The sequence below is a fragment of the Tardiphaga sp. genome (genome assembly GCF_041424195.1).
Taxonomy (GTDB): Bacteria; Pseudomonadota; Alphaproteobacteria; order Rhizobiales; family Xanthobacteraceae; genus Tardiphaga.
Window position 1 is genome coordinate 133,550 of record NZ_JBGMOE010000228.1, and the last position, 14,097, is coordinate 147,646.

A 14,097-nucleotide genomic window follows, 5' to 3' on the forward strand; every position below is an offset into this window, starting at 1 on the left:
GTGCCGTCCTCTAACGGCACGGCTTACGCCGCAGCCGTTTCAGGCAAAGCAGGGCGTGGCTTGCGGCGGAGCGCTTTCCGTTCCTTCTCGCAAGCGGCGAGGATGGCCTTGGTCCAAAGTGCCATTCCCTCCGCCTTGAGGGCGATGCGCTGCGAAGAGTTGTAGTGAATCTCCGTCACCGGAGCCATGCGCTCCCTCTCGGGCATGACGTCCCGCGGCAGCTTGTGACCGAGGATCGCCGATGCCGCGCCTCCGAGCCGCTTGTCGTCGAGGAAGGCGCCCAGCGTCCGCCGCACGTCGTGCAGCGTCCACGGACGGATGCCGTAGTGTTCGAAAAGGTCGACCCGCTTCTTTGCCTTCTCCGCCGCTTTCGGGCCGGGCTTGCCCGGCCGGTCCGGCTTGTTCTTGCCGCGATGATCGAACACGCGTCCCTGCAGGCGGTACATCAGGAGGTTCAAAGCGGCCTGGCTGACCCTCTCGTCGCGGTCCCTGCCCGAGAACATCCATTCCGATTTCCCGCCCGAGTCCTTGTAGAACCCGTCCAGCACCTTCAGTACCTCCGGAGGAATGGGAAGCGCATGAGGTCGGCCGCCGTCCTTGCCGCCCTTCATCTCTTCGCGGTTCCAGTTGGCGATCTTCCAGCCGGGCAGTTTAGCTTTGCGGTCCGGAGCGAACATGCGGTCCGGACGCAGAACCAGCAGCGACCCCGTCCGCTGCGCCGTGAGTACCGCGGCCCAGAGCGCCCCCACCGTCCCGGGATAGGTGGCATGTTCCTTGTCGGACAGATGGCGGAACGTGTCGGCGACGACCATCGTCCGCGCAAGTTCGGCGATGGTCGGTTCGTGATATCTCACGTTCGACTTGTACTTCACCGACCAGCGGGTCCACCAGGGATACTGTGTGTTGTTTAGGCCCGCCTTGGCGCCGTGATAGCTCCACGCCCAGGTCAGCATTTCACGGCCCTGCCTGACGGCCCGATGCACGGCGGACTTGCCGTAGGCCGCGAGCATGCGGTCGCGGACGACTTCGAGATCGTCGTTGGTGACCGTCGCAACCGGCCGATCGTTGACCAGGGCGAATTCCGGCAACTCCAGATACTTCCGGTACTGCGGCCTGTATGAGGCCTTCAATTCCGGAAGCTTGTCCTCGAGAAACTTCTCCGTCATCCGCCGCCAGGTCCACGTCGGATAGATGTCGCCCTTGAGCCGGCGACGCCCCCATTCAGAATTGTCGTCGGCGACTTCGTCCGCCGTCCGCCAGTCCGAGCCGTCGTGATAGGCGGCCTGGCTGCGGAAGCCGTCCTCTTCCATGGCGTGCGACCGCAGCGAGAGGAGGGTCTCCACGAATACCTTGAGGTCCCGTCCACGCTTGGCCGCATCGCGCGCCTGATGCGTGATGTATCTGGCCGTCGTCAGCGGAACGTCCTTGCATTCCCCGATCCTGATCGTCCGGTCGCGCTTCCGGATCAGCCATGAAGCTCCGGTCTTGGTGATGCGCAGCGTGAGCCCGGCGCACTCGGTATCCTTCCACTCGATGATGCGTGCTCCGGATCCCGGGGTCCGGGAAATCTTGATCGCCAGATACACGTCGGTGGGCAAAAGCCTCTTGTTGAGGCGTTCGTAGGGCGTCTTTTCGGGCATCGGAGCCTACAACAATTCTACAACGACAGCTAAAAACGTTGAATTATTTAGTTTCAGCGAGGAAACCGTAAAATATCCGATAAATATCGGTAAATCAATAGGTTGCCTGTCACGGAGATCAGCCATCATCAGGCCGCTTTCGTCTTCCCAAGCTGCATACGAGGGTTCGATTCCCTCCGTCCGCTCCAGCACTTTCTTTATTCCGGACGACCAGCGCCGCGTCGCGGTTGAACGGTTTGGCGTCCCGGCCGTTCTTGAAGAGGGCGCCCGTTGGTGCGCTTTAAGACAAGGTCGTTGAATGTCATTTCCCAATTCCGCTGCAACCGCCGGCAATGTGCCCGGTGTCGTCGCCTCCAGCGTCTATGCCAATGGTCGCCGCGTTGCCGACATCCCTGTCGAGGAGGCGGGCGTCTGGGCGCAGAAACCTGGCCACGTGGTCTGGATCGGCCTGTTCGAGCCGTCCCTTGAACTGCTGGAAAAACTGCGTACGCAATTCGATCTGCATCCGCTCGCCATCGAAGATGCCCTCAAATCGCATCAACATCCAAAAGTGGAGCAGTATGGCGAGGCGCTGTTTATCGTGGCGCGCACCGCCCAACTGGTCGATCAGACCGTCGCCTTCGGGGAGACGCATATCTTTTTGGGCAAGGGCTACGTGGTGTCGGTGCGCCATGGCGCCTCGACATCCTATGCGGCAGTGCGTGAGCGGTGCGAGGCCTGTCCGGCCAACCTGACGGGCGGCGAAGATTACATCCTCTATGCGATCCTCGATTTCATCGTCGACAATTATCGCCCGGTCATCGAAGCCATCCTGTCCGAGATCGATGAACTCGAGGATGATGTTCTGCACCGCATGCTGACGCGGGCTGAATTCGAGCGGCTGTACAAACTGCGCCGCGATCTGCTGCGGCTTCGTCGCGCGGTCGGGCCGCTGGTCGATGTCTGTCACCGCCTCGAACATATCGATATTCTGTTCATCGACGATGAAATGAAGCCGCTGTTTCGCGATGTGCTGGATCACGTCAAACGGGCCGAAGAAGATATCGACTCGCTGCGTGAAGTCCTGGCCTTTGCCTTTGAAGCCAGCTTGATGTCAGGGCAGTCGCAGCAGACCGAGATTACGCGCCGGCTTGCCGCCTGGGCCGCGATTCTTGCAGTGCCTACCGCCGTTGCCGGCATTTACGGCATGAACTTCGAATACATGCCCGAGCTGAAATGGGCCTATGGCTATTACGCCGTGCTGGGCGGTATAGCTGCGATCTGCGGCTACCTGTATGTCCGGTTCAGGCGCAATGGATGGCTGTGATCCGGTAACCGATCACACCACCGCCTTCGCCGCTGCGCGCCCCGCCGTGCGACCCGTGAACAGGCACCCGCCGAGAAACGTGCCTTCCAGCGAGCGATAGCCGTGCATGCCGCCGCCGCCGAAGCCGGCGGCTTCGCCGACCGCATAGAGGCCGGGCATGATCTGGCCGTTGCTGCCGAACACGCGCGAGTCCAGATCGGTCTCGAAACCGCCCAGCGTCTTGCGCGTCAGGATGTTCAGCCGCACGGCGATCAATGGTCCCTGCGCGGGATCGAGGATGCGATGCGGTCTGGCGGTGCGGATCAGGCGGTCGCCGATATATTTGCGCGCATTGTGGATGTTCATCACCTGCGCGTCCTTGACGTAGGGATTGGCCATGGTGCGGTCACGCGCCTCGATCTGCGTGCGGATCTCGTCGAGCTTCAGCAGATTGTCGCCGGTCAGTGCATTCATCGCGCTGACGAGATCGTCGAGATTGTCGCGCACCACGAAGTCGATGCCGTGATCCTTGAAGGCTTCGACAGGCGCCGGTGCGCCCTTGTTGGTGGCGCGGCGCGCGGTCATCAGCCAGCTCTTGCCGGTGAGGTCAGGATTTTGCTCGGAGCCCGAGAGCGCAAACTCCTTCTTGATGATCGCCTGCGTCAGCACGAACCATGAATAATCATAGCCGGTGGACTGGATATATTGCAGCTGGCCCAGCGTATCGGAGCCGGGAAACAACGGCGGGGGCAACCGCTTGCCGGTGGCGTCGAACCACATCGACGATGGCCCTGGCAGAATGCGGATGCCGTGCTTCGGCCAGGTCGGATTCCAGTTCTCGATGCCCTCGACATAATGCCACATGCGGTCGCGATTGATCAGCCGGGCGCCGGCAGCTTCCGTGATGCCCATCATACGGCCGTCGACATGGGCGGGGACGCCGGAGATCATGCGCTTCGGCGGGTCGCCGAGGCGCTTCGGCCAGTTCTGCCGCACCAGATCATGATTGCCGCCGATGCCGCCGGAGGCGACGATCACGGCTTGCGCGCGCAGCGAAAATTCGCCGATCGTACTGCGCGAACTGCTTTCGCCGCGCTCGGTATTCGACGGTTCGAGGATCGCGCCGCTGACGCCATCGACAGTTCCGTTGGTCACGCTGAGTGCATCCACGCGGTGGCGGAACCTGAAACTCAGCAGGCCTTTCTTCTGTGCTTCGCGCGCGCGTCGCTCGAACGGCTCGACGATGCCGGGGCCAGTGCCCCAGGTGACATGGAAGCGCGGAACCGAGTTGCCGGGACCCATCGCGTCATAGCCGCCGCGCTCAGCCCAGCCGACCACGGGAAATACGCGGTGACCCATGGCGCGCAGCCAGTCGCGTTTCTCGCCGGCGGCGAAAGCGACATAGGCTTCGGCCCAGCGCCGTGGCCACAGATCCTCATCGCGATCGAAACCAGCGGTGCCATGCCAGTCCTGCAGCGCCAGATCATAAGAGTCCTTGATGCCAAGGCGCCGCTGTTCCGGCGAATCGACGAAGAACAAACCACCGAACGACCAGAACGCCTGGCCGCCGAGATTCTGTTCGCCTTCCTGATCGACCACGACAACGCGCTTGCCCGCATCGGCAATTTCCGTGGCCGCAACAAGGCCCGCGAGCCCGCCACCGACGACGATGACATCCGCATCACCGGCCATTGTGTTTCCCCATTTTGTTAATGGAGATTGAAGGCGGCGCGGGAACTTTGGTCAACGAAAATTGCAAGCGAAGGGCGGTGCTGTTCCAGATTGATACTGCAACGGAATGAGGTGCATCCCGCGCGCAACACTCGATTTGAATCGCATTGGAAGCGTCATGCTCGTCTGGACAAAAACACGATCTGGCAACACGCTGATCAGGCCTGCATCATCGGGGCAGTCAGATTCGGGATCGACAGGTTTTGGGGCTGGACATGAAGTTCGTTACGGGTTTGCTGGCGGCGGTCTTGCTGTTCGCGGGCGTCACGGCAAGTCATGCGGTGGTTCGCATCGCAGATGATCGTGGCGGGCGGATCGGAACCTATGTCGACAAGTATCAGGGATTGCGCACTTCCGGCGAAACCGTGATCATCGATGGCCTGTGCGCCTCGGCCTGTACGATCGTGCTCGGCGCGGTGCCGCATGACCGGATCTGCGTTACCTCCAATGCCAATCTCGGTTTTCATGCCGCCTGGGACATGGGTGCCAATGGTCGTGCGGTGACCAATCCGGAGGCCACCCAGATGCTGTATTCGATGTACCCGACGCAGATCCGGCGCTGGATCTCCCGGCGTGGCGGGCTGAAGACGCAGATGATCTTCCTGCGCGGCCGCCAGCTGATGGGCATGTACAAGCCCTGTTACATGGATGCCCACGCCTCCAGCGCACGCTAGAGCGTTTTCGAGCGAAGTGGATGCCGGTTCGCGTCAAGAAAACGCGTCAAAACAAACAGCTAAAGGCCGATCTGGTTTTTATTCCATCAGTATGACGTGATCCCCTGCGGCGCCGGGAGCGCTTGCCCACGGTGTCATCTCGGCCTATCTGGAACCCGAATGGCGGGCTCCTGATGATCTCGGGCCTTGGCCGTTCCGAGATCGTCTGATGGTGCAGCCTTTATCGACCCCGGAGAGCACAATGCCCGCGTCCGAGCGGCCGTCACGGCTTGCGTCGGTCATCGTCGCATCGGCCGCGGCGTTCGCGGCGCTCCTTGTGGTGGGCGCAATCGGGCTGTGGGCACATTATGGCACGGCCGTGTTTTTCGAGATGATCAAGACCGGCATTGCCGCCTGCATGTGATTGGCTGCCAAAGAGTAATTCAGGGAATATTCCATGACTGATCGAACCACCCGGCCGCTGGTCATCATTGCTGCCTTCGCAGGCAGCCTCGCGGCGGGATTGCTGGTCGTGCTGTGGCTGACAGGAGGTTTCCGCAATGTCGCAGCACCGGCCTCGATCGGCGGTCCGTTCCAGCTCACCGATCAGTCCGGCCAGACCGTCACCGAGCAGAGCCTGAAGGGCAAGCCGACGCTGGTCTTCTTCGGCTTTACCCATTGCCCGGATATCTGTCCGACCTCGCTGTTCGAAATGTCGGAAGTGCTGCGCGCGATGGGCAAGGACGCCGATCGTATCAATACCTATTTCATCTCCGTCGATCCCGAGCGCGACACGGCGGCGATCATGAAGGACTACCTGTCGAGCTTCGATCCGCATCTGAAGGGATTGACGGGCTCGCCCGATGCCGTGGCGAAGGTGATTGCCGGCTACCGCGTCTATGCCAAGAAGGTGCCGACCAAGGAGGGCGACTACACGATGGATCACACCGCGCTGATCTATCTGATGGACAAGGACGGCAATTTCGTCGCGCCATTCAACCTCAAGCGCAAGCCGGAAGAAGCGGCCACGGATCTCAAGCGCTATCTCTGAGGTCGCCCGCGGTTCGCTGCCATCGTCCCCGTCCGATGCACCAGGCCATGCTCGGTCTTTTCCCAGTGATGGCGCCGGGTCCAGAATAACCACAGCGCGCGCCAGGTCGCGATCGAGAGACATCCCCAATAAATCGGCGTCAGGGCCAGGATCCAGCCATCGCGCAGGCGGCCACGGCGCATCAGGCCGGTGAGGCCCAGGACGCATGTTGCGATGAAGCCGCCTGCGATGGCCAGCATGTGTAATGACGACAACCGGCCGCCAAACAGCAGGCCGCTATCTGCGAGCAGCAGGTAAGCGACAAGTTTGACGACCAGTACCGCAAAAGCCAGCGACGTCAGGATATTGCCGCCGAAAATGATGTTGAGTGCGAGAAATCCCCGCGCGCCGGCTTCGTCCCACAACCGGCGGGGATCGCGCATATGCACGGCCCAGGTCTGCATCCAGCCTTTCATCCAGCGCGATCGCTGCCGCAGCCAGGCGCCGAAGGCGATCGGTGCTTCCTCGAGTGTAACTGAAGGAATGGTCATGGAACGATAGCCGAAACGAGCCAGGCGAATCCCGAGGTCGGCATCTTCCGTAACGTTATAGGCATCCCAGCCGCCAATGCGGCGCAAGGTGTCGGTGCGGAAATGGTTCGAGGTACCGCCAAGGGGCAACGGCATGCCCAATGCGACCAGCCCGGGCAGGAAGACCGCGAACAGCCCGGCATATTCCACGCTCGCCATGCGGGATAGTAGGCTGTGCGTCAGATTATCGAAATGCAGCCCGGCCTGAACGCAGGCGACATCGTCGTTGTGCTGGCGAAACATGTTGAGCGCGGCGCGCAATTGGCCGGGGTCGGGATCGTCTTCGGCATCGAACACCGTGACAAAGCTGCCGCGCAAGAAGGGGAGAGCAACATTCAACGCCTTCGGCTTGGTCTTCGGACCTGCTGCCTGTGCGATGAGGACCTGAACCTGCGGTCCCGGTCGTGCTCTGGCAATCGCCGCGCGGGTCCGCAGATCGTCAGGCTCAAGAACCAGAATGATGTCGAGTTTCTCGGAGGGATAGTCGAGCCTTTGCAGGGACCGTAACAGACCCGGGACGGACGCTGCCTCGCGATAGAGCGCGACGACGACGGAATAGATCGGTAACTGATCGTCACGCAGCGGCGGCAACTGCCGCTCCGGCTGCGGCGGAACCAGCACGCAAGTCAGCCTGAGAAGCGAAAAGGCGAGAAACCAGATCGCTGCCAGACCGCCGATCAGGTCCATCGTCAGCGTCGGATGCAGAAGCGCGAGGACCGCGCATATCAGCAGCAGAATCGCTGGCTGCAATCCTTCGCGCCAACCGATGGCTGACTTGGCCGACATCGCCGGCTGCTTTTGCCGCAGGCCTTCGGCGGCGATATGCGAAAGCGCGTCGCCGGTTTGCTCGGTCAGATATTGATGCAGGTGATGCCGCGTTGTCAGGCGAATGCGGGCAACGAGCGACGGATAGGTCGTGGAGAAGCGCGTCAGCCGTCGCGCCGCGAAGGCGCGCGGCGCGACGACCCAGGTGAGCGCGCGATTATGCCGGAGCGGCAGGATGCCGGATTCTGCGATCCTCGGGAGGTCGGCATCTGCCAAGGGGCAGTGAGTGCGCCCGACAGTCGAAACATCGTCGAAGTCGACGCCCAGATGGCCGGCCAGATACGCGACATACTTCTCCTCGCTGATGACGCCCCATTGAATCAGGATCTGATCGGCACCCAGATTGAGCTCGCGGCTTCGTCGCTCCGCGGCGTGCAGAAGCGGAGCCGGGAGTATGCCACGCAGGCAGTCGAGCTCGCTGGCCGGGCTGTCGCGGTGGTCTGGCGCCCTGTAGTTCGGCGCGGTGGAGGAAGACGTCCAGCCGAGGGAGCTGAGAGGCCGGCGCGAAACGCGCGGCCGATGACCCGGGAAAGATTGCTGCACCCCCATGCAACGCCCTCACACTACAAACGCTACTCGCGTCTCGCGCCGGATGGTCTATAAGATCGCGATCCGGACCCACCTCCATGCAACCACAGATGGTTAATTCCTGCAACCAAATACCTCTGACAAGGTGTCGCGCAACCGCGCTGGCCCTTGGCGTTCTGCTGGGTGCGTGGATGTCGCTGTTTTCGGCCGTCCCGGCTTCGGCGCAGATCTCGGCTCCGGCTGCGAGCCAGCCCGGCCCGCAGGCCGTCCCCGGCTTCTGGGACCCGCGTCGCCGTCCGGACCGACCGGACCTGTCGCGCATCACCGTGATCCGCTTTCTGACCGAGACTGACTACCCGCCGTTCAATTTCACCGGTCCCGACGGCAATCCGGCCGGCTTCAACGTCGATCTTGCGCGCCTTCTTTGTGAGGAGATCAAGGTCACCTGCACCGTGCAGATGCGCCGCTTCGAGACATTGCTCGATGCCATTTCCAGCAACCGCGGCGACGCCATCATCGCCTCCATGGCGGTGACGCCGCAGATTCGCGCCCGCGTCGATTTCACCGATCCCTATTACCGTGCGCCGGCGCGCTTCGTGGCCCGCAAGAATGCGGTGATGCCAGAGATTCGCCCGGAATATCTCGAGGGCAAGAAGGTCGGCGTGATCGCGGGCTCGACCCATGAGGCCTATCTGAAGGCGATGTTCACCGACGCCGTGCTGGTGCCTTTCCCGAGCGACGATGCGCTACGTCAGGCGCTGAAACGCAGCGAGGTCGACTTCATCTTTGGCGATGCGATTTCGTTTGCCTTCTGGATCAACGGCAGCGATTCCGCCGATTGTTGCGCCTTCAGCGGCGGCCCCTTCATCGAGAGCCGTTTTTTCGGCGAAGGCATCGGCATCGCCGTCCGCAAGGGCAACGACACGCTGCGCCAGGCGCTGAACTGGGCCCTGTTCCGGGTCTGGGAGAAAGGCCGCTACACCGATTTGTGGCTGCGTTATTTCTCGGTCAGCCCGTTCTGAATTTTCTCATCCAGCGGTTTGGCATTTCGGTGCGGAGCCGCTAGGTTCCGCGGCCCGGAGGCCCAAAACACGATGTCCACGCTAGACCCCACCATGAGCCCGAGCGAGCTGCGCGCGCTCGCCGAGACTTCCAACGCCTGGCCGTTCGAGCAGGCGAAGGCGCTGGTGGCGCGTCTGAAGAAAACGCCGAAAGACGAAGTGCTGTTCGAGACCGGCTACGGTCCGTCGGGCCTGCCGCATATCGGCACTTTCGGCGAGGTCGCGCGCACCACCATGGTGCGCCATGCCTTCCGCGTGCTCACGGAAGACAAGATCAGGACCCGGCTGATCGCCTTCTCCGACGACATGGACGGCCTGCGCAAGGTGCCGGACAATGTGCCGAACAAGGACATGCTGGCGGCGCATCTCGGCAAGCCGCTGACGCGGGTACCGGATCCGTTCTCCAACGAATATCCGTCATTCGGCGCGGCAAATAATGCGCGGCTGCGCGTCTTTCTTGATCAATTCGGTTTCGACTACGAGTTCGCCTCGTCGACCGACTACTATACATCCGGCCGGTTTGACGCGACGCTGCTGAAGATGCTGGCCGTCTATGACAAGGTCATGGACATCATCCTGCCGACGCTGGGCCCGGATCGCCGCGCCACCTATTCGCCGTTCCTGCCGATCAGCAAGACAACGGGTGTGGTGCTGCAGGTGCCGATGATCCGGCGCGACGTGGGTGCCGGCACGATCACCTATGTCGATCCCGACACCAACGAGGAGGTCACGACGCCAGTCACCGGCGGCAATGTGAAGTGCCAGTGGAAGGCCGACTGGGCGATGCGCTGGGCCGCGCTCGGCATCGACTATGAAATGGCCGGCAAGGATCTGATCGACTCCGTGAAGCTGTCCGGCAAGATCTGCGCGGCGCTCGGCGGTACGCCGCCGGAGGGCTTCAACTATGAACTCTTCCTCGACGACAAGGGCGGCAAGATCTCCAAGTCGAAGGGCAACGGCCTGACCATCGACGAATGGCTGCGCTATGCCTCGCCGGAATCACTGTCGCTGTTCATGTATCGCGAGCCGAAGGCGGCCAAGCGGCTGTTCTTCGACGTGATCCCGCGCAATGTGGACGAGTATCAGCAATTCGTCGAAGGCTATGCCAGGCAGGACGGCAAGCAGCGCCTGTCCAATCCGGCGTGGCATATCCATGCCGGCGATCCGCCGGTGGCGGACATGCCGGTCACGTTCCAGCTGCTGCTGACGCTGGTATCGTCGTCGAATGCCGAGAATGCCGAGACCCTGTGGGGCTTCATCCGGCGTTATCGTCCGGGCGTCAGCGCAGAGACGCATCCGCGGCTCGACGCCATGGTCGGCTATGCCATCAACTACTATCGGGATTTTGTGGCGCCGACCAAGACGTTCCGCGAGCCCACTGATGTGGAGCGCGTGGCGCTGCAGGATCTGCGCGATGCGCTGTCGCAACTGCCGGCAGAAGCGACGCCGGAAGATATCCAGAACGCGGTCTATGAGATCGGTCGCCGCGAGCCGTTCCTCGACCACAAGAAGCTCGCCAAGGATGGGCGGCCCGGCGTGTCGCTCGACTGGTTCAACATGCTGTACCAGGTGCTGCTCGGCCAGGAGAAAGGCCCGCGCTTCGGGTCCTTTGTCGCGGTCTATGGCGTGCAGAATGCGATCAACATGATCGACGGCGCGCTGGCGCGCTCGGCCTGAGGCTCACACCATACGAAACGTCAAAGGCGCGCTTCCTGATGGAGCGCGCCTTTTTCCTGATGCCTATTTCGGCGCTGCCGTCGCTATCGCCGGCGTGACAGGCTCCGGCATTGCCGACGAGTGGTGATGCGCGATCAGCCATTTCTTGTCGCGGTAGACATAGACGTAGCTGTAGCGGGCCTTGACGATTTGCGTGTCTGCGGGGGATTTGCCGGACAAGGTGAAGGTGTAGGTGCCGACGTCGGATGCCATGTTGCAACCGATCTTGACGGTCCGCGTGTCGATCTTGCCTTGCGGGTGCTTTTCCAGGAAGTGGACGAAGTAATCCTGAATGCTGGCGCTGTCGGTGCGCGGCGTGTTGGATACCGTCGGCAGCAACACCGCGTCGGAGGCGTAATTGGCGGTGACCTTGGCGGGGTCGAGCGTCGCGAGCGAGGCATTCCAGCGATCGAACAGGGCTTCGATCTGCTTCGTCGTGACGACGGCGCAGTTCATGGGCTTCGCATGTGCGAGAGAACCTGCGCTGACCAAGACCAGCGCGGTCGCGCCGGTAACGATTGTTCTGGCTTTCATGGCCCACCGATGGTTGCGAGTTCCGGATAGGGAACTCGCATAAATCATTCGGGGGGCAGACGCCAGTCCTGAAAGTGTCTGGTTACTGGCTCGCCCAGACGATGCGGGCGATCCATTCGACGTCGTTGACCGGAAACGACCGGTCGACATGATTCGGATTGAGCGACTGCAGTTCGATCAGCTTGGTGGTCCGGCGCTTCAGCTCCTTGACCATCACCTCGCCGTCCTTGGTCTTGAGGACGATGCGGTCGCCCTTGCGGATCTGCGCTTCCGGCGAGACGACGATGATATCGCCGTCGCGATAGGCGGGCTTCATCGAATCGCCGGAGATCTTCAACGCATAGGCATGTTCGTCATTCACGGAGGGCAGGCCGACTTCATCCCAGCCCTTGCTGCCGGCAGGAAAACCGGCGTCGTCGAAGTAGCCGCCATGGCCGGCCTGCGCGAAGCCGAGCAGCGGCACCGACTGCACGATGCGCTTGGTGCCTTCGATCATGTTGACGAAACTGTCGATCGGCACGCCGGTCGCGGTCAGTGCTTTCGAGACCGACTCCGTTGATGGCCAACGCTCGCGGCCGTCATTGGTGATGCGCTTCGATTTGTTGAAAGTGGTGGCATCGAGCCCCGCTTTCTTCGCAAGGCCGGAGGGTGACAGGCCGTTGCGTTCTGCGAGGCGGTCAAGAGCGTTCCAGATCTGGGCGTGCGAGAGCATCATCGGTTTCAGTCCGTTGGCCCGGATTTCTGCGGGGCGGTGAATCGTGGCGAAATCTAGGAATTATTGCCGTGAATGCACGGATTTCGCAACAGGCATTTGAAAAAAATGTGCAGCCTTGAAGTGGAGAGGTGCCGCCGATACGGTCGGTTGCCGACTCCAGCCACCGAAACCCGCGACTGGGCGTCCGCACACATCGAAAACAGCTGATTCAACAATTTGGAAGTCTGGGCGGTTGCGCACCATCTATAAAATCTGTCCGGCTTCGAGCTGGCGCGAGGCCGAGCGCCAGGGCACCTATCGCGGCAGCGCCGACGATGCCCGCGACGGTTTCATCCACTTCTCCACCGCAGCGCAGCTCCCCGAGACGCTCCGGAAGTATTATTTCGGCAAAACCGGCCTGTTTCTGATCGCTGTGGACGCAGACGCACTCGGCGACTTGCTGCGCTGGGAGCCATCTCGCGGCGGCGATCTTTTCCCGCATCTCTACGGAGAGCTCGATCTCGGCGCCGTCACCGCCATCATGGATCTGCGCGCGCGCTCTGACGGCAACCACGACATTCCGGAGCTCAAATCGTGATTCGCGCCTTCGATGCCTTTTCCCTGCCGATGCTGCGCATGCTTGATGCCGAAGACGCACACCGCCTCGCAATCCGCGGGTTGCGCATGCTGCCTTATGCACGCCCGCGGCCGGATGATCCTAAGCTCGCAGTCCGTGCATTCGGTCTGAACTTCCCTAATCCGGTCGGTATCGCTGCAGGCTTCGACAAGAATGCTGAAGTGCCGGATGCGCTGCTGCGGCTTGGCTTCGGCTTCGCCGAGATCGGTTCGGTGACGCCGAAGCCGCAATCCGGCAATCCACGGCCACGGCTATTCCGGCTGGAGCGCGACGAAGCCGTCATCAACCGGATGGGGTTCAATAACGACGGTGCTGAGGTCGTGCTGCGCCGGCTGGCTGCACGCGCGCAGCATGGCGGCATCGTCGGCGTCAATATCGGTGCCAACAAGGATTCTGCCGATCGCGCCGACGATTATGTGCGGCTGATCGAGACTTTCGCGCCGGTGGCGAGCTATTTCACCGTCAACGTATCATCGCCGAATACGCCGGGACTGCGAAACTTGCAGCAGGCCACCGAGCTCGACGATCTGTTGGCGCGCGTGATCGACGCGCGCGAGCGTGTCCGCAAGAACGCCGGGGATTCTCCGGTGCTGCTGAAGATCGCCCCCGATCTCAGCCTCGCCGATCTCGATGATGTCGTGCATGTCGCGCGCTCGCGCCGCGTCGACGGCATGATCGTCGCCAACACCACCATCGGCCGCCCATCGACCTTGCGCGAACAGACGCGTCTGAAGGAGCAGGGCGGATTGTCCGGCCGCCCGCTGTTCAGGCTGTCCACCCGCATGGTGGCGGAGACCTTCGTGCGCGTCGAAGGCGCGTTCCCGCTGATCGGCGCTGGCGGCATCGACAGCGGCGGCGCGGCACTCACCAAGATCCGCGCTGGCGCCAGCCTGATCCAGCTCTATTCGTCGCTGGTCTATAAAGGCGTCGGCCTCGTCGAGAGCATCAAGGCCGATCTGTCGTCGACATTGCTGCGCACCGGCCGAGAGTCCCTGTCGGAAATCGTCGGCGCGGATGCGGCGACGATTACTGCGGAAGACTGGCCGGGTTAACTCCGCATGATGAGGAGCGCGCGCTTGCGCGCGTCTCGAACCATGAACTGGCCTGGCTCGGAATTCGCCGCCATCCTTCGAGATGCGGCCTGTGGCCGCTCCTCAGGATGAGGGCAGAAAG

General features: G+C 62.1%; 13 protein-coding genes. 8 read left to right on the forward strand and 5 right to left on the reverse strand.

What is annotated here, in order from left to right; translation table 11 throughout:
• Positions 1-23: 23 nt before the first annotated feature.
• Positions 24-1,640 carry an integrase arm-type DNA-binding domain-containing protein gene (locus ACEK02_RS32265; protein ID WP_371425839.1) on the reverse strand — a complete coding sequence of 539 codons (1,617 nt, stop codon included), beginning with the start codon at positions 1,638-1,640 and terminating at the stop codon, positions 24-26.
• Positions 1,641-1,938: 298 nt separating this feature from the next.
• Between ACEK02_RS32265 and corA the strand changes: the two genes are divergently transcribed.
• The gene (corA, locus tag ACEK02_RS32270; RefSeq protein WP_371425841.1) at positions 1,939-2,946 is read left to right on the forward strand and encodes a magnesium/cobalt transporter CorA; all 1,008 of its coding nucleotides are present in this window, start codon (positions 1,939-1,941) and stop codon (positions 2,944-2,946) included.
• A gap of 12 nt (positions 2,947-2,958) precedes the next feature.
• Here the strand turns inward: corA and ACEK02_RS32275 are convergent, their stop codons facing one another.
• Positions 2,959-4,617: an FAD-binding dehydrogenase gene (locus ACEK02_RS32275; protein ID WP_371425843.1), complete on the reverse strand. Its 1,659-nt coding sequence runs from the start codon at positions 4,615-4,617 to the stop codon at positions 2,959-2,961.
• A gap of 254 nt (positions 4,618-4,871) precedes the next feature.
• Here ACEK02_RS32275 and ACEK02_RS32280 point away from each other — a divergent pair, with 254 nt between their 5' ends.
• The 3 genes from ACEK02_RS32280 (at position 4,872) to ACEK02_RS32290 (ending at position 6,360) form a co-directional block, all read left to right on the forward strand.
• On the forward strand, positions 4,872-5,330 hold the full coding sequence (locus ACEK02_RS32280) for a hypothetical protein (protein ID WP_371425845.1): 459 nt from the start codon (positions 4,872-4,874) through the stop codon (positions 5,328-5,330).
• Positions 5,331-5,571: 241 nt separating this feature from the next.
• Positions 5,572-5,733 (forward strand): hypothetical protein, encoded by a 162-nt coding sequence (locus tag ACEK02_RS32285; RefSeq protein WP_371425847.1) that lies wholly within the window; start codon positions 5,572-5,574, stop codon positions 5,731-5,733.
• 33 nt (positions 5,734-5,766) lie between these two features.
• A complete protein-coding gene (locus tag ACEK02_RS32290; protein ID WP_371425849.1) occupies positions 5,767-6,360 on the forward strand; it encodes an SCO family protein in 594 nt (197 codons plus the stop codon).
• Here ACEK02_RS32290 and ACEK02_RS32295 read toward each other — a convergent pair.
• Positions 6,351-8,303 carry a glycosyltransferase gene (locus ACEK02_RS32295; RefSeq protein WP_371425851.1) on the reverse strand — a complete coding sequence of 651 codons (1,953 nt, stop codon included), beginning with the start codon at positions 8,301-8,303 and terminating at the stop codon, positions 6,351-6,353. The two genes, ACEK02_RS32290 and ACEK02_RS32295, sit on opposite strands and share 10 nt — an antisense overlap.
• Before the next feature lie 170 nt (positions 8,304-8,473).
• Here ACEK02_RS32295 and ACEK02_RS32300 point away from each other — a divergent pair, with 170 nt between their 5' ends.
• Together ACEK02_RS32300 and ACEK02_RS32305 are read left to right on the forward strand one after the other, a co-directional pair.
• On the forward strand, positions 8,474-9,304 hold the full coding sequence (locus tag ACEK02_RS32300; RefSeq protein ID WP_371425852.1) for a transporter substrate-binding domain-containing protein: 831 nt from the start codon (positions 8,474-8,476) through the stop codon (positions 9,302-9,304).
• Between the two features lie 72 nt (positions 9,305-9,376).
• Positions 9,377-11,020, forward strand: coding sequence for a lysine--tRNA ligase (locus ACEK02_RS32305; RefSeq protein ID WP_371425854.1), 1,644 nt, complete (start codon positions 9,377-9,379; stop codon positions 11,018-11,020).
• Positions 11,021-11,083: 63 nt separating this feature from the next.
• Here ACEK02_RS32305 and ACEK02_RS32310 read toward each other — a convergent pair whose 3' ends face one another.
• Positions 11,084-11,593, reverse strand: a complete 510-nt coding sequence (locus ACEK02_RS32310) for an SgcJ/EcaC family oxidoreductase (protein ID WP_371425856.1) — start codon at positions 11,591-11,593, stop codon at positions 11,084-11,086.
• 82 nt (positions 11,594-11,675) lie between these two features.
• The gene (locus ACEK02_RS32315; RefSeq protein WP_371425911.1) at positions 11,676-12,305 is read right to left on the reverse strand and encodes a helix-turn-helix transcriptional regulator; all 630 of its coding nucleotides are present in this window, start codon (positions 12,303-12,305) and stop codon (positions 11,676-11,678) included.
• Positions 12,306-12,540: 235 nt separating this feature from the next.
• Between ACEK02_RS32315 and ACEK02_RS32320 the strand changes: the two genes are divergently transcribed.
• Both ACEK02_RS32320 and ACEK02_RS32325 read left to right on the forward strand, forming a co-directional pair.
• The gene (locus ACEK02_RS32320) at positions 12,541-12,885 is read left to right on the forward strand and encodes a DUF952 domain-containing protein (protein WP_371425858.1); all 345 of its coding nucleotides are present in this window, start codon (positions 12,541-12,543) and stop codon (positions 12,883-12,885) included.
• Positions 12,882-13,976 carry a quinone-dependent dihydroorotate dehydrogenase gene (locus ACEK02_RS32325; RefSeq protein ID WP_371425860.1) on the forward strand — a complete coding sequence of 365 codons (1,095 nt, stop codon included), beginning with the start codon at positions 12,882-12,884 and terminating at the stop codon, positions 13,974-13,976. Before ACEK02_RS32320 ends, ACEK02_RS32325 begins: the two co-directional genes overlap by 4 nt.
• Positions 13,977-14,097: the final 121 nt, after the last annotated feature.